The sequence below is a fragment of the Pseudomonas sp. PA-4-8C genome (assembly GCF_021606625.1).
In the GTDB taxonomy this organism is placed as follows: domain Bacteria; phylum Pseudomonadota; class Gammaproteobacteria; order Pseudomonadales; family Pseudomonadaceae; genus Aquipseudomonas; species Aquipseudomonas lactis.
This window is the reverse complement of sequence record NZ_WKCD01000082.1, coordinates 1-20,376: the sequence shown is the minus strand read 5'-3', so window position 1 is coordinate 20,376 and position 20,376 is coordinate 1. Positions and strand designations below refer to the sequence as shown.

The following is a 20,376-nucleotide window of genomic DNA, read 5'->3' as shown; positions in this document are numbered from 1 at the left end:
CCTTGTAGGAGCGAGCTTGCTCGCGAAGAACGTACAGGCGACGCGGGTTTACAGCTGTAAGCACTGCGTCATCATTGGCGTTTTTCGCGAGCAAGCTCGCCCCTGCAGGGAGTGGGTCAAGCTGTTTTTTCTGCACCCAACCATCGGTAGGTAATGCCGCCGATCACCGCGCCGAGGATCGGCGCGAGCCAGAACAGCCACAACTGCTGCAGCGCCCAGCCGCCGACAATCAACGCAGGCCCCGTGCTTCGGGCCGGGTTGACCGAGGTGTTGGTCACCGGGATGGAGATCAAATGGATCAGCGTCAGCCCCAGGCCAATGGCGATGGGCGCGAAGCCTGCCGGGGCTCGACGGTCGGTGGCGCCAAGGATGATCAGCACGAACATCGCGGTCATCACCAGCTCACAAACAAAGCCTGCCGCCATGGAATAACCACCGGGCGAATGCTCGCCATAGCCATTGCTTGCCAGCCCGGAGGCCAGTTCGAACCCAGGCTTGCCGCTGGCGATGAAGTACAGCAGTGCGGCGGCGATGGCGCCTCCGATCACTTGCGACACGATGTAGGCTGGCAACTCCTTGGCCGGGAACCTGCCGCCGACCACCAGCCCCACCGAGACGGCCGGGTTAAGGTGGCAGCCGCTGATATGCCCGATGGCAAACGCCATGGTCAGTACCGTGAGCCCGAAAGCCAGTGACACACCGAGCAGGCCGATGCCTACATTGGGGAACGCTGCGGCCAACACCGCACTCCCGCAGCCACCCAACACCAGCCAAAACGTACCCAGTCCTTCCGTTACGGAACGTTTGAACAGTGACATGAACACTTCCTTAGATTGCTCTATCTGATTAACGGTCTGTGTGGCTTCCCTGCCGCCTTAAATCAGGGCCCTCCTGGGGCCTGATTGCAGTACAGCAGGATTGTGTCGCAAGACCAGCCAGATAGAGAAAGCTGTCAGAATTGTTCGGAATTGAACGGCGGTTTACCCAACAAAATCAGTCTATACCGACAAATCCCCCGGTTTGATGCTGCCATAACCGCGAATAAAGCCCGCCGTATGCCAGCAACTCGGAATGGCTGCCGCTTTCAGCGATCTGGCCTTTTTCCAGCACCACCAGGCGGTCCATGCGTGCGATGGTCGACAACCGGTGTGCAATCGCAATCACCGTCTTGCCCTGCATCAAGGTTTCCAGGCTCTCCTGGATCGCCGCTTCCACTTCAGAGTCCAGCGCAGAGGTGGCTTCGTCCATGATCAGGATCGGCGCGTCCTTGAGCAGCACGCGGGCGATAGCGATACGCTGGCGTTGCCCGCCGGAGAGTTTCACCCCGCGCTCACCCACATGGGCATCCAGCCCGGTGCGGCCCTCGGAGTCCGACAGCAGCGGGATGAACTCATCGGCGCGGGCCTTGTGCACCGCCGCCCACAGTTCTTCGTCAGTCGCGTCGGGCTTGCCATACAGCAGGTTGTCGCGGATCGAGCGGTGCAGCAACGAGGTGTCTTGGGTGATCATGCCGATCTGTGCGCGCAGGCTTTCCTGGGCCACTTCGGCGATGTCCTGGCCGTCGATGAGGATGCGCCCGCCCTGCAGGTCGTAAAGGCGCAGCAGCAGGTTGACCAGCGTCGACTTGCCCGCGCCGGACGGGCCGATCAAGCCGATTTTTTCCCCGGCCTTGATCTCAAGGTTGAGGCCGCCAATGATTCCGCTCTTCTTGCCGTAGTGGAAGTCCACTTGCTCAAAGCGTACCTGGCCGTGGGGCACCGTCAGTCGCGGAGCGTTTTCACGATCGACCACGGCCAGTGGCTGGGCGATGGTTTTCAGGCCGTCCTGCACGATACCGATGTTTTCGAAGATGCCGTTGACCACCCACATGATCCAGCCGGACATGTTGACGATGCGGATCACCAGGCCGGTGGCCAGGGCAATTGCGCCCACGGAAATCAGCGACTGCGTCCACAGCCACAGGGCCAGGCCAGTAGTGGTGACAATCAGCAGGCCGTTCAGAATACAGATCACGGTGTCCATGCTGGTGAGTACGCGGGCGGCCAGTTGGGTTTTTTCGGTCTGCTCGATGATCGCTTGCTTGGCGTATTCCTGTTCATTCTGCGTATGGGCGAACAGCTTCAAGGTGGTGATATTGGTATAGCCGTCGACAATTCGGCCCATCAACTTGGAGCGCGCCTCCGAGGAGACCACTGAGCGTTCTTTCACGCGAGGTACGAAGTAACGCAGGGCCAGGCTGTAGCAAACGATCCAAGTGATCAGCGGAATCATCAACCGCCAGTCGGCCTCGGCAAACAACACCAGGGCACTGATGGCGTAGATCGACACGTGCCAGATAGCCTCTGCGGTCGCCACCGCCGAGTCACGCAAGGAGTTGCCGGTTTGCATGATCCGCTGGGCGATGCGCCCGGCGAAATCGTTCTGGAAGAAATTCAGGCTCTGTTTGAGCACGTAGCTGTGGTTTTGCCAGCGAATCAGGCTGGTCATGCCAGGGTTGATGGTCTGGTGCACCAGCAAGTCATGCAGGCCGTTGAAGAGCGGGCGTAACAACAGGGCGACCACGGCCATCCAGATCAGCTCGGCGCTGTGGATCTGGAAGAAGTTCGCCGGCGGCGTGCCCTGGGCCAGGTCGATGATGCGGCTCAAGTAGCTGAACAACGCCACTTCGATCAGGGCGCCCACCAGCCCCACCACCAACAGCGCGGCAAAGCACGGCCACACCTGGCGCAGGTAATAGAGATAGAAGGGCAGGACTTTTTCGGGAGGGGCCGCGCTGGGGGCGTCGCGGAAAATATCGATCAGTTGTTCAAAACGACGATAGAGCATTAGGTTTGACGCCCGCCGGGCGGGCTCTCCTTTCAAGTGCGCGCGGTGCCGTGTGGGCACCACGCGAAGCTACCTGCAGACCTCAGTCGATGCGCTTGGCCGACTTGATCAACACAGGATCGATTGGCACGTTCTGCATGCCTTGTTTGGTGGTGGTCTGGGAGTTGACGATGATGTCGACGACGTCCATGCCCTTGACCACTTTGGCGAACACGGCATAACCGGCATCGCGGCCCGGGTCGAGGAAGGCATTGTCAGCCACGTTGATGAAGAATTGGCTGGTGGCCGAGTTCGGGTCATTGGTGCGAGCCATGGACAAGGTGCCACGCACGTTATGCAGGCCATTGCTGGCTTCGTTCTTGATCGGTGCTTCGGTCGGCTTTTGTGACATTTGCTGGGTGAATCCGCCACCCTGGACCATGAAGCCCGGGATCACGCGGTGAAAGATCGTATTGGTGTAGAAGCCCTTGTCGACATAGGCCAGGAAGTTCTTGGTGCTGATCGGCGCCTTGACCGGGTCCAGTTCGATTTCAATCTGGCCGTTGGTGGTGTCGAGCAAAACATGTGGCGCCTTGGCCGGCTCAGCCGCCATCAGGTTGGCAGCGAACAAGGCGGAACCGGCAAAGAAGGCGATTTTTTTCAGCATGGGTCAGTGATCCTGGGTAGTGGTTTCGACGGTCTTTAGAAAATCGAGCAAGGTCGCGTTAAAGACCTCGGGTTGGTCCAAGGGCGTGGCATGGCAGGAATCTTCGATGACCACCAGTCGCGCATCGGGCAGCAGTTTTACATAGATTTCTTTCTGCGCCACGGGGGTGTAGTCATGGTCGGCGCTGATGACCAGGGTTGGACAGGTAATTCTCGACAGTTGTTCCTGTACGCCCCAGCCTACAATGGCGTCGAAGCTGGCGAGATAAGCACGTTTGTCGTTTCTTGCCCAGCGTTCGGCCATCTTGCGGCGCAGGTCGGCCTGCTCAGGTTTGGGGAACAGCCGATCGCCCAGGGCCTTGCCGATGGTGCCCAGGCTGAGCACGCGGGCCAGGGTCCAGCGTTTGGCCCACTGCCAATAGTCATCGGCACTGCGCACCTTGACCTCAGGCGCGCTGTTGACGATGCACAGGCTCTTGACCCGCAGGGGTTCATCCACTGCCAGTTGGAAGGCGATCATGCCGCCCATGGATAAACCCACCACGTGGGCCGCTGGCAGGTCGAGGTGTTCGATCAGGGCGATCAGGTCGAAGGTAAACCCCTTGATGCTGTAGCGCTCTCGGGGTTTGTCCGAGCGACCATGGCCGCGCACGTCAACTACGATCAGGCGGTAGTGTCGGGCGAGTACCGGTACTTGCAGTTCCCAATCCTGGCTGCTGGAGCCCAGGCCGTGGATCAGGACCAGCGGGTTGCCATGGCCATACTCTTCGTAATGCAGGCTGCAGCCTTCATGGTCGAACCAGGCCATGGGTGAACTCCGTTTCAGGCTTGTTGGGGGGCGGCAAAGGGCGCGTCCAAGGGAGCGGTGTCAAAGGTGCGCAGCAATTCCACAAGGATCTGCGTGGCGGGCCCCAAGGGTTTGTCTTTGTTGGAGTACAGGTAAAACGTCGGGTTGCGACTGCCGCCTTTTTCCAGGGGAAGCTGCTTGAGCACGCCTTCCTTGAGTTCGCGCTCGATCATGTGCCGGGGCAGCCAGGCAAAGCCCAGGCCGCTGCCGACGAAGGTGGCGGCGGTAGCGAGGCTGCCGACGGTCCAGCGCTGTTCGGCGCCGAGCCAGCCGACGTCGCGCGGTTGCTGGCGGCCGGAGTCGCGGATCACCACCTGCATCTGGCTCTCCAGGTCATGGAAACTCAGCTCACGGTTGAGGCGATGCAGCGAGTGATCGGGGTGAGCCACGGCGACGAACTCCACATCGCTCATTTCCGTGCCCAGGTAACCTGGGATGATAAACCCGCAAATGGCCAGGTCCGCCATGCCGTCGAGCAGCAACTCTTCGACGCCGGACAGCACCTCTTCGCGCAGGCGCACCCGGCAGCCACGGCTTTGCGGCATAAAGGCGGTCAATGCGCGAACCAGACGTGCGCTGGGGTAAGCGGCGTCCACCACCAGGCGCACTTCGGCTTCCCAGCCCTGCTCCATGTGATGGGCGAGGTCTTCCAGCTGGCTGGCGTTTTTCACCAGTTGGCGGGAGCGGCGCAGCAGCACCTCACCGGCCTCGGTCAGCACCGCCTTGCGCCCGTCGATGCGCAGCAGCGGGACGCCGAGTTGGTCCTGCATGCGCGCCACGGTGTAGCTCACCGAAGATTGCGAACGGTGCAGCGCTTCGGCGGCTTGGGCGAAGCCGCCATGGTCGACCACGGCTTGCAAGGTGCGCCATTGATCGAGGGTAACGCGGGGCGCTTTCAAGATGAGCTCCTCTTGTCCTAAGCTGGCGGTCCTTATTGGAGACTGCCGAATGAGAAAATTGTGTTGTGTGTTGCTGGCGCTGCTGCCGATGAGCGCGTTTGCCTATCCTATCGACGTGACGAAAAAGATCGATGGCGTCAGCATTGATTACACCGCGTCCGATGTGGACGCAGACATCAGTTCGATTCAGCTAAGCAACTACGGCACCCGGGATGCTGTGTGTTCGGTAATCTTCACCAATGGCCCGGAATCGCCACGCCGCCGCACCGTGACCGTGCCAGCCGGCAAAAGCACCAACACCACGGTCAAGTTCAATCGCTCCATCATCAAGATGCGTATTGCCCTGAACTGCGCGCCAAAATAAAGCAGCAGCGGAGCATGCCCACAGGAATACTCCGCATATAAACAAATTTCTAGATGGGTTGTAGCAGTTTTTTGCGCTTTTTTATCGAATGGGCCCTGGCTAACCTTCTCTCCATCGACTTACAGCAATTACCGATGGAGCCTACGAAGCCATGTCCAATGTTCTGATCATCGAAAGCAGTGCGCGCCAGCAGGATTCCATTTCCCGCCAGCTCACCCAACAGTTCATCAGCCAATGGCAAGTCGCCCATCCGGCAGACCACATCACCGTGCGCGACGTTGCGCTCAATCCGGTCCCCCACCTGGATGCCAACCTGCTGGGTGGCTGGATGAAGCCGGCGGAGCAGCGTAACGACGACGAACAGGTATCCCTGGACCGCTCCAACGAGTTGACTGACGAATTGCTGGCCGCCGACGTGTTGGTGATGGGCGCGCCGATGTACAACTTCGCCATTCCGAGCACCCTTAAAGCCTGGCTGGATCACGTGTTGCGGGCCGGTGTGACCTTCAAATACACCGCCACCGGGCCTCAGGGGCTGTTGACCGGCAAGCGCGCTATCGTGCTTACCGCACGCGGTGGTATCCACACCGGCGCCACCTCGGATCATCAGGAACCGTACCTGCGCCAGGTCATGGCATTTATCGGCATTCATGACGTTACCTTCATTCACGCCGAAGGCGTCAACCTGGGCGGCGACTTCCAGGAGAAGGGCGTCAATCACGCCAAGGCACTGCTGGCCCAGGTGGCCTGAGGCGTTAATCGTCAGATAATCCCGTGCTGCTTATATAGCCCCACGCAAACCCTTCAAGTACGCGTATCGAACCTCCCTTTGCACTTTTTGCTCCTGAGTGCTCCTGCCCGACTGCCGCTTTAGCGAGGTCGGGTTTTTTTTGCGCCGAGTTTCCTCAAAACCCAAAAAGCTTTACTGTCGCGCCCATTCGAAACGAGGCGCGCATGGGCTATCTACTGGTTGTCACCCTGATTCAGGCATTTTCCTTCAGCTTGATCGGCGAATACCTCGCCGGTCACGTCGACAGCTACTTTGCCGTGCTGGTGCGTGTGCTGCTGGCCGGGCTGATCTTTATTCCGCTGACGCGCTGGCGCTCGGTGGAGCCCGCGTTCATGCGCGGCATGTTGGTGATCGGCGCATTGCAGTTCGGCGTGACCTACGTCTGCCTGTACCTGAGCTTTCGTGTGCTCACGGTGCCGGAAGTGCTGCTGTTCACCATCCTCACACCGCTGCATGTGACGCTGATCGAGGACGCGCTTAATCGCCGCTTCAATCCCTGGGCGCTGGTGGCGGCCTTGGTGGCGGTGGGTGGTGCGGCGGTGATTCGTTTCGATCAGATCACCCCGCACTTTTTGATGGGCTTCTTGCTGCTGCAATTGGCCAACTTCACCTACGCCGCCGGGCAAGTCATGTACAAGCACCTGGTGGCGCGTTATCCCAGTGACCAGCCGCACTTTCGGCGTTTCGGTTATTTCTACCTGGGCGCCTTGTTGGTGGTGTTGCCGGCGTTCCTGCTGTTCGGCAAAGCTGACTTCCTGCCGCAAGCGCCGCTGCAATGGGGTGTGCTGGTGTTCCTCGGGTTGGTCAGCACCGCGCTGGGCATGTACTGGTGGAACAAGGGCGCCTGCCTGGTCAATGGCGGCACCCTGGCGGTGATGAACAACCTGCATGTGCCGGTGGGGCTGTTGCTGAACCTGTTGATCTGGAACCAGCACGAACCGCTGGGCCGTTTGGCCCTGGGCGGTCTGGTGATTCTGGGGGCGGTGTGGATCAGCCGGCTGGGTGTGCGTCGGGCGGTGCCGTCGCCATTGTGATCACCACCTTGCCTTTGGCGCGGCCTTGTTCGACATAGTCCAGGGCCGCAGCTGTGGATTCGAAAGGAAAGGTACGGTCGATGACCGGCCGGATAATCCCGGACTCGACCAGCGCGGTGATTTCATCCAGTTGGGCGCCGCTGGCACGCATGAACACAAAGTCATAGCTCACGCCTTGCTTGCGTGCTTTCCTGCGGATACCGCTGCTCAACAGGCCCATGACCAGGCCCAATACCCATGGCAGCTTCTGGGCACGGGCGAAGGCGGGCGTCGGCGGCCCGGAGATGGAGATGAGTTGACCGCCGGGCTTGAGAATCTTCAGTGACTTGGCCAGCGCATCCGCGCCTAGGCTGTTGAGCACCACATCGTAATCTCGCAGCACGGCCTCGAAGGCTTGCTGTTTATAGTCGATCACCACATCCGCGCCTAACGCCTTGACCCACTCCACATTGGCGGTGCTGGTGGTGGTCGCAACGAAGGCGCCCAAATGCTTGGCCAACTGGATAGCGATACTGCCCACTCCGCCTGAGCCCGCATGAATGAACACCTTCTGGCCTTTCTTCAGCTTCGCGGTTTCCACCAGCACCTGCCACGCCGTCAGCGCGACCAGGGGCAGGGAGGCGGCTTGCTCCATGTTGATATTCGCGGGTTTGCGCGCCAGTGCGTCTTCGTGCACAGCAATCAACTCGGCGAAGGTGCCGATACGCTGCTGAGGCGGGCGGGCGTAGACTTCGTCCCCCGGCTTGAAGCGTCGTACCGCAGCGCCGACGCTGAGCACCACGCCGGCCAGGTCATTGCCCAGTGTCAACGGCAGCGCATACGGTAGGACCAGTTTGAATTCGCCTTTGGCGATCTTTGCATCCAGCACATTGACACTGCTGGCTCGCACCTGAACCAGCACGTCGTGCTCACCCACGATAGGCGCGGGGGCCTCGATGAGGCGGCCGGGCTGTTTGCCGTACCGTTCGATGGAAAATGCCTTCATGGTTCAATGCTCGTTGCTTGGCTGAGAAGGGCAGGCGCGGAGCACGCCTGCTACCGGTTGATCAGGCGTTGGCCAGATAACGCTCGGCAACCTGGGACTGCTTGATCTGCGTCAGCAGGCCTTGTCGCGCAGCTTGCAACGCGTCCCAACGGGCGCCGTCCTGCAACGGCGGAATGGTCACCGGCTCGCGGCGATCAAAACCAACCAGCGCCGCATCCACCAGATCACCCACTTCCATCACGTCCGTGAGGGTGTTGATATCAATGCCCGCACGTTCCCAGATCTCGGTACGCGTGGCGGCGGGCAGCACGGCTTGCACGTATACGCCTTTGGGCGCCAGTTCCAGGCTCATGCCCTGGGACAGGAACAGCACGAACGCCTTGGTCGCGCCGTACACCGTCATGCCGAATTCCGGGGCCAGGCCCACTACCGAGCCAATGTTGATGATAGCGCCGTTGCCGGCTGCCGCCAGGCGCGGCGCGATGGCACTGGCCAGGCGTACCAGCGCGGTGGTGTTGAGGGTGACCAACTGCGCGACGCTGTCGGTGGACTGTTCGATAAAACTGCCGGACTGCGCGGCGCCTGCATTGTTGACCAGGGTGCCAATGCTGGCGTCGTCGCGCAGGCGCGCTTCAACTGCGGCCAGGTCAGCGTTCTGGGTCAGGTCGGCCGGGAGGATATCAACGTTGACGGCGTGGTGCTCACGCAACCTGGCGGCGAGCGCTTCCAGGCGCGTGATGTCACGGGCGACCAGTACGAGGTCGTGGCCGCGTGCGGCAAAGCGTTCGGCGTAGGCGGCGCCAATGCCGGTCGAAGCGCCAGTGATCAGAACGGTAGTGGAAGTGCTCATGGTGTGATGCTCTGTGAGTGCGAGGAGGTTTTATGATGTCGATCATAATCAAAGCTGTCAACGGTTTTGATTATGATCGACATCATAGTAATATGCCTATCTCGCAAGCTGGCAGGACCACAGACATGAAGATCACCAAGGCGCAGTCACAGAGCAATCGGGCCCATATCGTCGCGACAGCTTCCGAGCTGTTCCGCGAGCGGGGTTTCGACGGGGTGGGCGTGGCCGAGTTGATGGCTGCAGCCGGTTTTACCCAAGGCGGCTTTTACAAGCACTTCGGTTCCAAGGCGGACCTGATGGCGGAAGCGGCCGCCAACAGCCTGGCGCAGTCACTGGCTGATAGCGCGGAGATGGAGGTGGAGCAGTTTTTCGAGGTTTACCTGTCCAGGCAGCACCGCGATCATCGCGGCGGTGGATGCACATTGGCGGCGTTGTGTGCCGATGCTGCCCGTCAATCGGACACGCTGAAGGCGACCTTTGCCGACGGCTTGGAAAACACCCTGCAGGCCTTGGAAGCAAAGTACAACGCGGTTCATGACGGGCCACAGGAAGACGTGCGGGCGAAAATGCTCGACAGCATGGCCCATGCCATTGGCGCAATCATGCTGTCGCGGGCGTGCCCGGACGATTCCGCCCTGGCCGATGAAGTGCTTGAGGTGTGCCGCAAGGAGATTACGGCGTCACTGCCGTAATCCCGTTCGCATCACCTCATGCCGTTTCGGCGACGGACACCTGCGTGGCTCCGGCCAACGCAGGCAGCACGCCGGCGCGCAGGTCATTACCGCTTGGCTGCTGATACAGGCTTAGCCCGAACTCCGGCAACACCGCCAACAGGTAATCGAAGATATCCCCCTGGATCCGCTCGTAATCGCCCCACGCGGTGGTGCGGGTAAAGCAGTAGATCTCCAGCGGCACGCCCTGGGCGGTGGTTTGCATCTGGCGCACCATGCAGGTCATGTTCGGCTGGATGTCCGGGTGGCTTTGCAGGTACGCCAAGGCGTAGGCGCGGAACGTGCCGAGGTTGGTCATGCGCCGACGGTTGGCCGACAGTTGCGCGCTGTGGCCCTGGGCCTCGTTCCAGGCCTTGAGTTCGGCCTGTTTGCGGCTGATGTAGCCGCTGAGCAGGTGTACCTGGGTCATGCGCACTTCTTCCTCATCGTTCAGGAAGCGTACGCCGCTGGCGTCGATGTACAGGCTGCGCTTGATACGGCGCCCACCGGAGGCCTGCATGCCACGCCAGTTCTTGAACGACTCGGACATCAGGCGCCAGGTGGGGATGGAAACGATGGTCTTGTCAAAGTTCTGCACCTTCACCGTGTGCAGGGTGATATCCACCACATCGCCATCGGCGCCGACCTGGGGCATTTCGATCCAGTCACCCACGCGCAGCATGTCGTTGCTGGTCAATTGCACACTGGCGACGAACGACAGCAGGGTGTCCTTGTACACCAACAGAATCACCGCCGACATCGCACCCAGGCCTGACAGCAGCAACAGCGGCGAGCGGTCGATAAGGGTGGCGACGATGATGATCGCGCCAAACACGAACAGCACCATTTTCGCCAGTTGCACATAGCCCTTGATCGAGCGGGTGCGTGCGTGTTCGGTGCGTGCGTAGATATCCAGCAGCGCGTTGAGCAGGGCGCTCATGGCCAGCACCATGAACAGAATGCTGATCGCCAGGGCCACGTTGCCGATGAAAAGGATGGCGGTCTTGCTCAGGTCCGGCACCAGGTACAGGCCGAACTGGACCACCAGCGACGGCGTCATTTGCGCCAGGCGATGGAAGACTTTGTTGTGCCGCAGGTCGTTCAGCCAGTGCAGCGCCGGTTGCCGGCCGAGCAATTTGACCGCGTGCAGGATGAGGTAACGGGCGACCCGTCCCACCACCAATGCCACCACCAGCAACACCAGCAAGCCGAGGCTGGAATGCAGGACCGGGTGTTCATCGAGGGCGCCCCAAAGGTCTTGGACGTTGAGCCAGAGCTGTTTGATATCCATGAGTGAACCGATTCTTCTGTAAGACAACACGGGGCGATTAGAGCATTTAAGTGCAACAAAGTTGACGCTCTGGACAAAATCGCTGACAAAAAAGCAGCTGATTAGCCCCGTTCGCGTAAAGAAACTCGGTTTGGGCGCGCGAAACCGGTAACCTATGCAGCTGATATTTGTATTTCTTCGAGGTAGCACCCGTGTTTTCCCAATTCGCCCTGCACGAACGCCTGCTTAAAGCCGTGGCCGAGCTTAAATTTGTCGAGCCTACGCCTGTGCAAGCAGCGGCCATCCCGCTCGCGCTGCAAGGGCGTGACCTGCGGGTGACGGCGCAAACCGGCAGCGGCAAGACCGCCGCTTTCGTCCTGCCGGTGCTTAACCGTCTGATCGGCCCGGCCAAGGTACGCGTCAGCATCAAGACGCTGATCCTGCTGCCGACCCGCGAGCTGGCCCAGCAGACCCTGAAGGAAGTCGAGCGTTTCTCGCAGTTCACCTTCATCAAGTCCGGCATCATTACCGGTGGCGAAGACTTCAAGGTCCAGGCCGCCATGCTGCGCAAGGTGCCGGATATTCTGATCGGCACCCCTGGCCGCATGATCGAGCAGCTCAACGCTGGCAACCTTGACCTCGAGGAAGTCGAAGTGCTAGTGCTCGACGAAGCCGACCGCATGCTCGACATGGGCTTTGCCGATGATGTGCAGCGTCTGGTCGGCGAGTGCGTCAACCGTCAGCAGACCATGCTGTTCTCCGCCACCACCGGTGGTTCGACCCTGCGCGACATGGTCGCCAAGGTGCTGAACAACCCTGAGCACTTGCAGGTCAACAACGTCAGCGACCTGAACGCTACCACGCGCCAGCAGATCGTCACCGCTGACCATAACGTGCACAAAGAACAGATCCTGAACTGGTTGTTGGCCAACGAGACCTACCAGAAGGCCATCGTGTTCACCAACACCCGTGCCGCCGCCGACCGTATCTACGGGCGTCTGGTTGCGCAGGAATACAAGGCCTTCGTGCTGCACGGCGAGAAAGACCAGAAGGACCGCAAGCTGGCCATCGACCGTCTCAAGGCGGGCGGCGTGAAGATCCTGGTGGCCACCGACGTTGCCGCACGCGGCCTCGACGTGGACGGCCTGGACCTGGTGATCAACTTCGACATGCCCCGCAGCGGCGACGAATACGTGCACCGCATCGGCCGTACCGGTCGGGCCGGCAACGATGGCCTGGCCATCTCGCTGATCTGCCACGGCGACTGGAACCTGATGTCGAGCATCGAACGCTACCTGAAGCAGTCGTTCGAGCGCCGTACCATCAAGGAAGTCAAAGGCACGTACACCGGGCCGAAGAAGGTCAAGGCCTCGGGCAAGGCCGTTGGCGTGAAGAAGAAAAAGACCGACGCCAAGGGCGACAAGAAGAAAACCGGCGCCAAGTCGCCGACCAAGCGCAAGATCGCCAACCGGCCGAAGACCGACAACCTGTCGCTCGTCAGCAAGGACGGCATGGCCCCGCTCAAGCGCCGCAAGCCAGAAGCACCGGCTGCCGAATAAGCAGGCGGGCATAAAAAAACCGGACAATGTCCGGTTTTTTTTCGCCATGATCATTCCCACGCTCCGCGTGGGAATGCCTCCAGAGACGCTCTGCGTCGCGCTGTGCTCAACGCTTCCCCGCAGCTTCTCTGAGCTCCTTGAGCCGCGCATCGATCAACTGGCACTTGTCGGGAAACTCGGCGCTTTCGGTATCCAGGTCCATCTTCTGCAGCTTGGCATTCATCTCCTTGGCCTTGTTCGGGTTCTGCTCGGTGAGCTTGGTTACTTCCTTGGCCAGTTCTTCGCGCTTGGCGGTGGCCTCCTCGGGCGTGCAGGCCCAGGCGGGCAGGGCGCTTAACAGCGTGGCGGCGAGAGTCAGCTTCATCAAGGTTTTCATGGTCGGACTTCCTTGGCAGTGATGTGCAGTTGAGGCGGCGAACCTCTGGAAAGTTCAGAGAAATGACGCCCGTCCGTTCGGTTGAACGGCCAGTGCCAGGACGTGTCACTCCCTTAGACGGGCTAACTCCATCGGCCTGCAGGAGGAATCAGGATGACGACTTACAATTGGGATCTGATCGAACGTCTGCTGCATGAAGTGCAGAACGGCGAGGGCAGCTTTGCCCCGCGCAAATACGCCGAGCAGGAAGCGGCCGAGAAGGCGACGGCCGGCGAGGACACTGGCAACCTGGATGCGCTGAAGAAGACCGCGGCCGATTACGAAGCGCTGCTGTTCAAGCGTGGCTTTATTGAGTCGCGGCCGGAAGAAGAGGGCGGCAATGGCGAGAATTTCATCCTGACGGCGCTGGGTGCGCAATTGCTGGCGCTGATCGACAGTTCGATTCCTGGCAATGATCATCCGCGTCAGGTGTTGGATGAACAGGTAGATGCGCTTGATCCGGCAACGTTCGCTGAAGTGGCGTCCAAAGCCCAGATCGCTTGATCCTTTTATGTCCCGGCGCCCCAAGGGAGCCGGGCGAACCTGTCGAATCGGTAATCTGCCGCTAAGGTTGCTGACAGCCGGCGAATCCTAATCTGCTGCCATTCAACTCACGGACTTGAATCGGCATGCACTCCACAACCTCCAGACGCACATTCGTCAAAGGCCTGGCCGCAGGCGGCCTGCTCGGCGGGCTTGGGCTTTGGCGCCCGCCGGTGTGGGCGCTGACCAGCCCCGGCCAGCCCACGGTGCTCGCCGGCAGCGAGTTTGACCTGTTTATTGACCAGACCCCGGTCAACCTGACAGGCCAACCGCGCACCGCGTTGACCGTCAACGGCAGCCTGCCCGGCCCGCTGTTACGCTGGCGGGAGGGCGACACCGTGACCCTGCGCGTGAAAAACCGCCTTGGCGAGCCCACTTCGATCCACTGGCACGGCATCCTGTTGCCATCGACCATGGACGGCGTGCCCGGCCTGAGCTTCAAGGGCATCGAACCGGGCGGCCTTTACGTTTACCAGTTCAAGGTCGAGCAGCACGGCACCTACTGGTACCACAGCCATTCCGGGCTTCAGGAGCAGCAGGGCGTGTACGGTCCGCTGGTTATCGATCCCAAGGAACCCGAGCCTTATAGCTACCAGCGCGATTACGTGGTGATGCTGTCGGACTGGACCGACGAAGACCCCGTCGCCCTGATGAAAACCCTCAAGAAGCAGTCCGATTACTACAACCTGCACAAACCCACCCTAGGCGATTTTATCCGGGATGTGGGCAAGCAGGGCTGGTCGGCCACGGCTGCCGACCGGCTGATGTGGGCGCAAATGAAGATGAACCCCACCGACCTTGCGGACGTCAGCGGTGAGACCTACACCTACTTGCTCAACGGCCAGCCGCCTGGGCAGAACTGGACCGGGGTGTTCAAGCCGGGGGAAAAGATTCGCCTGCGCTTTATCAATGGCTCGGCGATGACCTATTTCGATGTGCGTATTCCCGGGCTGAAGATGACCGTGATCGCCGCGGATGGGCAGCCGGTGAAGCCGGTGAGCGTCGATGAATTCCGTATCGCCGTGGCGGAAACCTACGATGTGCTGGTCGAGCCCGTAGCAGACGCCTACACCCTGTTTGCCCAGTCCATGGACCGCACAGGGTTTGCTCGTGGCACCCTTGCCAGGCAGCCTGGCGCGACTGCGCCGGTACCGCCGCTGGATCCGCGCCCGTGGCTGACTATGGCAGATATGGGCATGGGTGGCATGGATCACGGTGCCATGGCCGATATGCCGGGCATGGAAGGCATGGATCACAGCGCCATGGGCGCGATGGCCATGCAGAAACACCCCGCCAGCGAACAGAACAACCCGCTGGTAGACATGCAGGCGATGAACCCGGTGCCCAAGCTCGACGACCCTGGGATTGGCCTGCGCAACAACGGCCGCCGGGTGCTCACCTATGCCGACCTGCGCAGTGCCTTCGAAGACCCCGATGGCCGCGACCCCTCGCGCACCGTCGAATTGCACCTCACCGGGCATATGGAGAAGTTCGCCTGGTCGTTCAATGGCGTGAAGTTTTCCGATGCCGAGCCCTTGCAACTGACTTATGGCGAGCGCGTGCGGGTGGTGCTGATCAACGACACCATGATGGCCCACCCGATTCACCTGCATGGCTTATGGAGCGACCTGGAGGACGAAAACGGCCAGTTCCAGGTGCGCAAACATACGATCGACATGCCACCGGGCTCCCGTCGCAGTTACCGCGTCACCGCCGATGCCCTGGGACGCTGGGCCTATCACTGCCACCTGCTGTACCACATGGAAATGGGCATGTTCCGTGAGGTGCGCGTGCATGAATAAGGAAGCGAGCATGAACCGTTGCGTTCTACCCGTTTGCATCGCCTTCGCCACGCAGGGGTTCGCCCCATGGGCGTTGGCGGCCGAGGATGAACTTCAGGGCATGAGCCCGGCGACGCCAGCGCTGGCGCAAAGCCGTACGCCGATTCCGGCGCTGACCGACGCAGACCGTGCAGCGGTCTACAACGCGCCGGGAGGGCATCAGGTGCACGACAGCGGCGTGAACTCGATGCTGCTGATCAACCAGTTGGAATGGCAGGGCGGCGACGGCAACGCGCAGAGTTGGGACATCAAGGGTTGGGTCGGCGGTGACATCGACCGGCTGTGGCTACGCAGTGAAGGCGAACGCAGCGCCGGCCGTACCGAAAGCGCCGAAGCCCAAGCCTTGTGGGGGCATGCCATCAGTCCGTGGTGGGACCTGGTCGGCGGCGTGCGCCAGGACTTCAAGCCCGGTGACAGCCAGACCTGGGCGGCCTTTGGCCTACAAGGCATGGCGCTCTACAACTTCGAGGCCGAAGCGACGTTGTTTGTCGGCGAATCGGGGCATACCGCCGCACGCCTGGAAGGTGACTACGACATCCTGCTCACCAACCGCCTGATCCTGCAGCCCACCGCAGAACTCAACTTCTATGCGCAGAACGATCCGCAACGGGGTGTCGGGTCGGGCTTGGCGCAAAGTGAACTGGGCCTGCGCTTGCGCTACGAAGTTCGCCGCGAGTTTGCGCCTTATGTTGGGGTCAGCTGGAACCGGGCTTATGGCCAGACCGCGCAATATGCACGGGACGAAGATGAGGACGTCAACCAACTGCGCTGGGTGGTTGGCGTGCGCCTGTGGTTCTGACGGGTTTCCCTTTTTATTATTCGCCGCCTGGCGCGGCCTGGAGTCTTGCATGTCTATGTTGAAAACCACGCTGCTGGGTGCTGCGCTGTGGGTAGGTTTAAGTCTTAGCCTGCCCGCTTCGGCCCACCCCAAGCTGCTGTCATCCATTCCGGCGGCAGGCGCACAGGGCGCCGCTCCCGCAGTGATTGAATTGCATTTCTCAGAAAACCTGCTGACCCAGTTTTCCGGGGCCAAGTTGATCATGACCGACATGACCGACATGCCGGGCATGCCCAATTCGCCGATGCCGGTGAAGGCCAGCGTGTCGGCGAGCAGCGACCCCAAGGTGATGTTGATCAAGCCGGTCTCCGCACTTACCACCGGCAGCTATCGGGTGGATTGGCGTGCCGTGTCGTCCGATACACATCCGATCACCGGTAATGTGGTGTTCAGCGTGCAGCCATGAGTGAGCTGATCTCCATCGCATTGCGCTTCGCGCTCTATCTCGACCTGATGATGCTATTTGGATTGGGACTGTTCGGCCTTTATGGTCTGCACGCTGAGCAACGTAGATGGCTCAATCTAAGGGCATGGATGGGATTGACGGGCGGCTTGGGGCTGGCGTTTTCGGTGGCGTCGCTATTGGTCATGACCCAATCCATGAGCGGCGCCACTGATTGGCAGGCGCTATGGCCGCATGTGCAGATGATGCTGTGGCAGACCGACTTGGGGCTGACGTGGTGGGTGCGTATCGCGGCGCTGGTCCTGGCGGCACTGAGCACTCATCTGGCGCTGGCCACGCTGTCGGCTGGCGTGGCGTTGGCCACCCTGGTGTGGACAGGGCACGGCGTAATGCACGAAGGCGTGCAAGGTGTGTGGCATATCGTCAGCGACAGTGCACACCTGTTGGCAGCGGCGGGTTGGGTGGGGGCGTTGGCGGCATTCGGTTTGTTGTTGATGCCTGCGCCGTTGCCACAGGATGATCGAGTGCAGGTTCTGGCCAGCGCATTGGCAGGCTTTGAGCGCATTGGCGCGGGATTTGTCTTGGTGCTGATCGGCACTGGCGTTGCCAATTATCTGTTTGTTGTCGGGCCGAATCTGGGGGGCATCAACGGCGGAGTCTACGCGGTGCTGCTATGCCTGAAGCTGGGGTTGTTCGGCGTGATGCTGGCCTTGGCGGCGCTCAATCGCTTTCACCTGACGCCGCTTCTGCAACAATCTATCGCGGCGGGCGATTATAACGTGGCGATCCGTGCATTACGGCGCAGCATGGCCCTGGAGTTTGGCGCTGTGGTGCTCATCCTTGGCCTGGTGGCCTGGCTGGGCACCTTGGCGCCTGACTAAGACTGTGCGCTTTTCAGGCATTTAAGCGTCTGGAAGTCGCTGCGGACCTTGTCGATTTTCTGGGTGAGTTTCACGCGCTGCGCTGGGGAGCTTTGGGCCATCACGTCCACGAGCAAGCCGCGCGCGGCGGCTTCGGTCTGTGCGTAGGCGGCGCGGTATTGCGGGGTCCACAGGCTTTCGCGATCCACCAGCAGTTGCTGGATTTTCTGCGGGAAATCGGCATTGTGGCGTTGTTGCAGCGCCTCGATAAATTGCGCCTGCCAATGGGCGCGGTTGCCGATCCACGCTTGGTTTTGCGCGCCCAACTCGGCCGACCAGGCCGTGACGCGGTTTTGCTGGCCTGGGCTCAACGGGCCGATCCAGGCGTCCAGGCGCTTGCTCATACGCTCGGCGCGTTCTTTGATTTGTTGAGCCAGTGGTGGCTTGAGGTATTCGTCCTGGCGCTTGCGCAGGTCCTTGGCCAGAGCATCGCTCATGTCTTTGACCTGCTGATCGTCCAGGCCTTGCAGCAATTGCACAGCTGAGGGCGTGATTTCCCGAGCAATCTCGGCAATTGCCTGTTTGGCTTCGACAGTACGGGTTGCAATGCGGCGTCGGTGACCTGGTTACTGTCGACCATCTGCTGCAGGCGGTCGAGCCAGTCCAGGTAGCCAGGCAATTGCGTGGTGCAGTGCCAGGCCAGGTGTTCCTTGAGGGTGTCGTTGAACCAGCTCTTTTGCCCGGCATTCATGTCCAGGTAGTCGTTGAGGGTCCAGGGGATGATCACGTCGAGGTTACGGTAGGCCAGGCCCACGCGATTGCAGCCGGCGAGCACCAGGCTCAGGGTCAGCAGTACCATCAGGAGTTTGAGCCGGCGCAACATGGGCAGGTCCTTGCATGGAGGGCGTTAATGCATGTGAACCTGCGCGGGGTGCGACAGTTCAGCCCATCAATAAAACGACCGCGCGGCCTTCAAGGTCAACAGCCCATCACATTGCGAGTTGTGTCCGGAGTAGGCCGAGCAGTCACTGCCGCTGAGGCTGGAGCCGCTGTAGATCAGGTCCAGGTCAATGCCTTTCCAGGCCCGGGAAAACTGCACCGACCAATCGCTGAAACTGCTGATGGCGCCGTTCTCTACCGAGACCGGTGTGCCCAGTTGATGGGTGGTGTACTTCATGCTGACGCCGATGCCGAAAGGCTGGGTACCGCCCAGGTCGGCAAACAGGGTACTGTCCTGGCGGTCGGGGTCGTTGCTGAAGGACACGCCAAAGCGGTTGCCCAACAGGTTCAGCCCGCCGTAGAACTCCTGGCTGTCGAGGGGGCTGACCTTGGGGTAGCTGTAGTGGATCAAGCCGACTTCGTAGCCCAGGGTCTGGTCGAACGGACGCTTGAAGCCCATATAGGAGTCGACTTCAAGGTTATTGGCCGACGACAGGCCCATGTTTGGGGAAAACTGGCCGAAATACAGGCCGCTGTCGTGGGTAAGGTCCAGGCCACCGTGGAACGAGTCGCTGCCAGGGGCGGTCGGCTTGACCAGGCCCTGGGCCATGGTGCGGCTGGGGGTGGTGCCTAATTTCAGGTCGAAGTCACCCAGTTCACGCTGGAAGATATGCGCTTGGGCCAAAGGGCTGGCGACCAGGAGGCTGACCACGACAATACAGCGTTTAAGCATGCTTCACTCCATGAAAAGCGAGGAGCAGTAACGGAAAGATTCAGGCGGATGCCCGTGCTAGACGTGTGCAAGGATACCGGCGAATGCCAGGCGTTGAGGCCCGTTCGTCGATTAGCTGCGTATTGAAGGTGTTGGGAGGGGGTTGCAACTCTAGTCCTAGCGCCTTGAGGCAAGACGCTTAGGGACCAGATGCAGTGCGCGGGTAAGACTATTACTTCTTGCCCAGGCTGATCTGCTTGGACGGGCCGAAAGTCTGGCCGCTCACGCCCTTGGCAATTTGCTGGATTTCGCCGCCGGACTTGAGGAACGCAGCGATCTGGCTGTTGATCGATTCGCTGGTTTCAACGGCGGGAGCTGGCTTTGCTTTGCTGTTGGATGCTTTTACACGCATGGCGGCCACTAACCTGTAGAAAATTAACTTGGCCAGGCATCGTACAGGAAATACTTGACAATTGCTTGGCAAATATCCCTCAGAATTAATACGCAGCGTTGGAAATAGCCGAAGTTCAGCGCCGAAATAACGCGCTAACTTACTGTTTTAGCAAGAAACCACAGCCTGGGTGGCCCGCTGGTGGCCTGCTCAAAGTGAACCGAACGATCAGACGAGTGGGGCGCTGCCATTGGAACGCCATGCCAGCCCGCGATTTTTCAGGCGCGCGCGCGTGCAGGGCCCAACTCGGGTAGAATGCCGCCCACGCAATGAGGGTATTGGAAATGGCTTTAGTCGGGCGCTACAACAGCTTGCAAGTGGTCAAGCACACTAACTTTGGTTTGTACCTCGATGGTGCGCAAGATGGGGAAATCCTCTTGCCTAATCGGTATATCCCTAAAGATATTCCCAGTGAAGATGAAGACTGGCTCAACGTTTTCATTTATCTGGACAGCGATGACAAACTTATCGCCACCACCGAAAAACCCAAAGTTCAAGTCGGTGAATTTGCCAGTTTGAAAGTTGTGGAAGTCAACAGCATTGGCGTGTTCCTTGATTGGGGTTTGCCCAAGGATCTGCTGCTGCCGTATTCGGA

At 60.4% G+C, this 20,376-nt stretch carries 22 protein-coding genes and 1 pseudogene; 11 read left to right on the top strand and 12 right to left on the bottom strand.

Annotated elements, in window-relative coordinates:
- Positions 1–116 precede the first annotated feature (116 nt).
- From aqpZ to GIW04_RS14785, 5 genes are all read right to left on the bottom strand, one after another.
- Complete coding sequence (gene aqpZ / locus GIW04_RS14805) at positions 117–818, bottom strand: aquaporin Z (protein WP_044275039.1); 702 nt, start codon at positions 816–818, stop codon at positions 117–119.
- Between the two features lie 175 nt (positions 819–993).
- The gene (locus GIW04_RS14800; protein ID WP_003193125.1) at positions 994–2,826 is read right to left on the bottom strand and encodes an ABC transporter ATP-binding protein; all 1,833 of its coding nucleotides are present in this window, start codon (positions 2,824–2,826) and stop codon (positions 994–996) included.
- Between the two features lie 82 nt (positions 2,827–2,908).
- Positions 2,909–3,472, bottom strand: a complete 564-nt coding sequence (locus GIW04_RS14795; RefSeq protein ID WP_120248437.1) for a peptidylprolyl isomerase — start codon at positions 3,470–3,472, stop codon at positions 2,909–2,911.
- Positions 3,473–3,475: 3 nt separating this feature from the next.
- Complete coding sequence (locus GIW04_RS14790) at positions 3,476–4,279, bottom strand: alpha/beta fold hydrolase (RefSeq protein WP_120248436.1); 804 nt, start codon at positions 4,277–4,279, stop codon at positions 3,476–3,478.
- 14 nt (positions 4,280–4,293) lie between these two features.
- Positions 4,294–5,217, bottom strand: a complete 924-nt coding sequence (locus tag GIW04_RS14785) for a LysR family transcriptional regulator (RefSeq protein WP_003193120.1) — start codon at positions 5,215–5,217, stop codon at positions 4,294–4,296.
- A 49-nt stretch (positions 5,218–5,266) separates the two neighbouring features.
- On the opposite strand from GIW04_RS14785, the gene GIW04_RS14780 reads away from it, so the two are divergent.
- The 3 genes from GIW04_RS14780 (at position 5,267) to GIW04_RS14770 (ending at position 7,405) form a co-directional block, all read left to right on the top strand.
- Positions 5,267–5,581: a 3-phosphoglycerate kinase gene (locus GIW04_RS14780; RefSeq protein WP_034136150.1), complete on the top strand. Its 315-nt coding sequence runs from the start codon at positions 5,267–5,269 to the stop codon at positions 5,579–5,581.
- A gap of 151 nt (positions 5,582–5,732) precedes the next feature.
- Complete coding sequence (locus GIW04_RS14775) at positions 5,733–6,332, top strand: FMN-dependent NADH-azoreductase (RefSeq protein ID WP_003193118.1); 600 nt, start codon at positions 5,733–5,735, stop codon at positions 6,330–6,332.
- 203 nt (positions 6,333–6,535) lie between these two features.
- On the top strand, positions 6,536–7,405 hold the full coding sequence (locus GIW04_RS14770; RefSeq protein ID WP_120248435.1) for a carboxylate/amino acid/amine transporter: 870 nt from the start codon (positions 6,536–6,538) through the stop codon (positions 7,403–7,405).
- On the opposite strand, the gene GIW04_RS14765 is transcribed toward GIW04_RS14770, so the two are convergent.
- The gene (locus tag GIW04_RS14765) at positions 7,362–8,390 is read right to left on the bottom strand and encodes an NADP-dependent oxidoreductase (protein ID WP_003193115.1); all 1,029 of its coding nucleotides are present in this window, start codon (positions 8,388–8,390) and stop codon (positions 7,362–7,364) included. The genes GIW04_RS14770 and GIW04_RS14765 overlap by 44 nt on opposite strands.
- Positions 8,391–8,451: 61 nt before the next feature.
- On the bottom strand, positions 8,452–9,240 hold the full coding sequence (locus tag GIW04_RS14760; protein ID WP_034136147.1) for an SDR family NAD(P)-dependent oxidoreductase: 789 nt from the start codon (positions 9,238–9,240) through the stop codon (positions 8,452–8,454).
- Between the two features lie 125 nt (positions 9,241–9,365).
- On the opposite strand from GIW04_RS14760, the gene GIW04_RS14755 reads away from it, so the two are divergent.
- Positions 9,366–9,932, top strand: a complete 567-nt coding sequence (locus tag GIW04_RS14755; protein ID WP_003193112.1) for a TetR/AcrR family transcriptional regulator — start codon at positions 9,366–9,368, stop codon at positions 9,930–9,932.
- Positions 9,933–9,948: 16 nt separating this feature from the next.
- Here the strand turns inward: GIW04_RS14755 and GIW04_RS14750 are convergent, their stop codons facing one another.
- On the bottom strand, positions 9,949–11,241 hold the full coding sequence (locus GIW04_RS14750; RefSeq protein WP_003193111.1) for a mechanosensitive ion channel family protein: 1,293 nt from the start codon (positions 11,239–11,241) through the stop codon (positions 9,949–9,951).
- A 191-nt stretch (positions 11,242–11,432) separates the two neighbouring features.
- Between GIW04_RS14750 and GIW04_RS14745 the strand changes: the two genes are divergently transcribed.
- Positions 11,433–12,779, top strand: a complete 1,347-nt coding sequence (locus tag GIW04_RS14745; RefSeq protein ID WP_120248491.1) for a DEAD/DEAH box helicase — start codon at positions 11,433–11,435, stop codon at positions 12,777–12,779.
- Between the two features lie 106 nt (positions 12,780–12,885).
- Here GIW04_RS14745 and GIW04_RS14740 read toward each other — a convergent pair whose 3' ends face one another.
- Entirely contained in the window at positions 12,886–13,155 is a 270-nt protein-coding gene (locus tag GIW04_RS14740; protein WP_003193109.1) for a hypothetical protein, read from the bottom strand.
- 153 nt (positions 13,156–13,308) lie between these two features.
- On the opposite strand from GIW04_RS14740, the gene GIW04_RS14735 reads away from it, so the two are divergent.
- From GIW04_RS14735 to copD, 5 genes are all read left to right on the top strand, one after another.
- A complete protein-coding gene (locus tag GIW04_RS14735) occupies positions 13,309–13,698 on the top strand; it encodes a hypothetical protein (protein ID WP_003193108.1) in 390 nt (129 codons plus the stop codon).
- A 125-nt stretch (positions 13,699–13,823) separates the two neighbouring features.
- On the top strand, positions 13,824–15,539 hold the full coding sequence (locus GIW04_RS14730) for a copper resistance system multicopper oxidase (RefSeq protein ID WP_120248434.1): 1,716 nt from the start codon (positions 13,824–13,826) through the stop codon (positions 15,537–15,539).
- A gap of 10 nt (positions 15,540–15,549) precedes the next feature.
- The gene (locus GIW04_RS14725) at positions 15,550–16,377 is read left to right on the top strand and encodes a copper resistance protein B (RefSeq protein WP_120248433.1); all 828 of its coding nucleotides are present in this window, start codon (positions 15,550–15,552) and stop codon (positions 16,375–16,377) included.
- 49 nt (positions 16,378–16,426) lie between these two features.
- Positions 16,427–16,822, top strand: a complete 396-nt coding sequence (copC, locus tag GIW04_RS14720) for a copper homeostasis periplasmic binding protein CopC (RefSeq protein ID WP_120248432.1) — start codon at positions 16,427–16,429, stop codon at positions 16,820–16,822.
- Positions 16,819–17,700 carry a copper homeostasis membrane protein CopD gene (gene copD / locus GIW04_RS14715; protein WP_003193101.1) on the top strand — a complete coding sequence of 294 codons (882 nt, stop codon included), beginning with the start codon at positions 16,819–16,821 and terminating at the stop codon, positions 17,698–17,700. The genes copC and copD overlap by 4 nt, the downstream gene beginning before the upstream one ends.
- Here copD and GIW04_RS14710 read toward each other — a convergent pair.
- The 3 genes and pseudogenes from GIW04_RS14710 to GIW04_RS14700 all read right to left on the bottom strand — a co-directional run bounded on the left by GIW04_RS14710 (position 17,697) and on the right by GIW04_RS14700 (position 19,742).
- Positions 17,697–18,562: pseudogene (locus GIW04_RS14710) on the bottom strand (DUF6279 family lipoprotein). The gene copD and the pseudogene GIW04_RS14710 sit on opposite strands and share 4 nt — an antisense overlap.
- A gap of 66 nt (positions 18,563–18,628) precedes the next feature.
- Positions 18,629–19,351 (bottom strand): TorF family putative porin, encoded by a 723-nt coding sequence (locus tag GIW04_RS14705; protein WP_034136144.1) that lies wholly within the window; start codon positions 19,349–19,351, stop codon positions 18,629–18,631.
- Between the two features lie 211 nt (positions 19,352–19,562).
- A complete protein-coding gene (locus tag GIW04_RS14700) occupies positions 19,563–19,742 on the bottom strand; it encodes a hypothetical protein (RefSeq protein ID WP_003193095.1) in 180 nt (59 codons plus the stop codon).
- Between the two features lie 323 nt (positions 19,743–20,065).
- Here GIW04_RS14700 and GIW04_RS14695 point away from each other — a divergent pair.
- A partial coding sequence (locus tag GIW04_RS14695) for a S1-like domain-containing RNA-binding protein (RefSeq protein ID WP_236479026.1) occupies positions 20,066–20,376 on the top strand: 311 nt, incomplete at its 3' end.

Bases quoted from the DNA above. Each gene is read 5' to 3' on its own strand.
- aqpZ (WP_044275039.1), bottom strand. From the start codon at position 818: ATGTCACTGTTCAAACGTTCCGTAACGGAAGGACTGGGTACGTTTTGG.
- GIW04_RS14800 (WP_003193125.1), bottom strand. From the start codon at position 2,826: ATGCTCTATCGTCGTTTTGAACAACTGATCGATATTTTCCGCGACGCC.
- GIW04_RS14795 (WP_120248437.1), bottom strand. From the start codon at position 3,472: ATGCTGAAAAAAATCGCCTTCTTTGCCGGTTCCGCCTTGTTCGCTGCC.
- GIW04_RS14790 (WP_120248436.1), bottom strand. From the start codon at position 4,279: ATGGCCTGGTTCGACCATGAAGGCTGCAGCCTGCATTACGAAGAGTAT.
- GIW04_RS14780 (WP_034136150.1), top strand. From the start codon at position 5,267: ATGAGAAAATTGTGTTGTGTGTTGCTGGCGCTGCTGCCGATGAGCGCG.
- GIW04_RS14775 (WP_003193118.1), top strand. From the start codon at position 5,733: ATGTCCAATGTTCTGATCATCGAAAGCAGTGCGCGCCAGCAGGATTCC.
- GIW04_RS14770 (WP_120248435.1), top strand. From the start codon at position 6,536: ATGGGCTATCTACTGGTTGTCACCCTGATTCAGGCATTTTCCTTCAGC.
- GIW04_RS14765 (WP_003193115.1), bottom strand. From the start codon at position 8,390: ATGAAGGCATTTTCCATCGAACGGTACGGCAAACAGCCCGGCCGCCTC.
- GIW04_RS14760 (WP_034136147.1), bottom strand. From the start codon at position 9,240: ATGAGCACTTCCACTACCGTTCTGATCACTGGCGCTTCGACCGGCATT.
- GIW04_RS14755 (WP_003193112.1), top strand. From the start codon at position 9,366: ATGAAGATCACCAAGGCGCAGTCACAGAGCAATCGGGCCCATATCGTC.
- GIW04_RS14750 (WP_003193111.1), bottom strand. From the start codon at position 11,241: ATGGATATCAAACAGCTCTGGCTCAACGTCCAAGACCTTTGGGGCGCC.
- GIW04_RS14740 (WP_003193109.1), bottom strand. From the start codon at position 13,155: ATGAAAACCTTGATGAAGCTGACTCTCGCCGCCACGCTGTTAAGCGCC.
- GIW04_RS14735 (WP_003193108.1), top strand. From the start codon at position 13,309: ATGACGACTTACAATTGGGATCTGATCGAACGTCTGCTGCATGAAGTG.
- GIW04_RS14730 (WP_120248434.1), top strand. From the start codon at position 13,824: ATGCACTCCACAACCTCCAGACGCACATTCGTCAAAGGCCTGGCCGCA.
- GIW04_RS14725 (WP_120248433.1), top strand. From the start codon at position 15,550: ATGAACCGTTGCGTTCTACCCGTTTGCATCGCCTTCGCCACGCAGGGG.
- copC (WP_120248432.1), top strand. From the start codon at position 16,427: ATGTCTATGTTGAAAACCACGCTGCTGGGTGCTGCGCTGTGGGTAGGT.
- copD (WP_003193101.1), top strand. From the start codon at position 16,819: ATGAGTGAGCTGATCTCCATCGCATTGCGCTTCGCGCTCTATCTCGAC.
- GIW04_RS14705 (WP_034136144.1), bottom strand. From the start codon at position 19,351: ATGCTTAAACGCTGTATTGTCGTGGTCAGCCTCCTGGTCGCCAGCCCT.
- GIW04_RS14700 (WP_003193095.1), bottom strand. From the start codon at position 19,742: ATGCGTGTAAAAGCATCCAACAGCAAAGCAAAGCCAGCTCCCGCCGTT.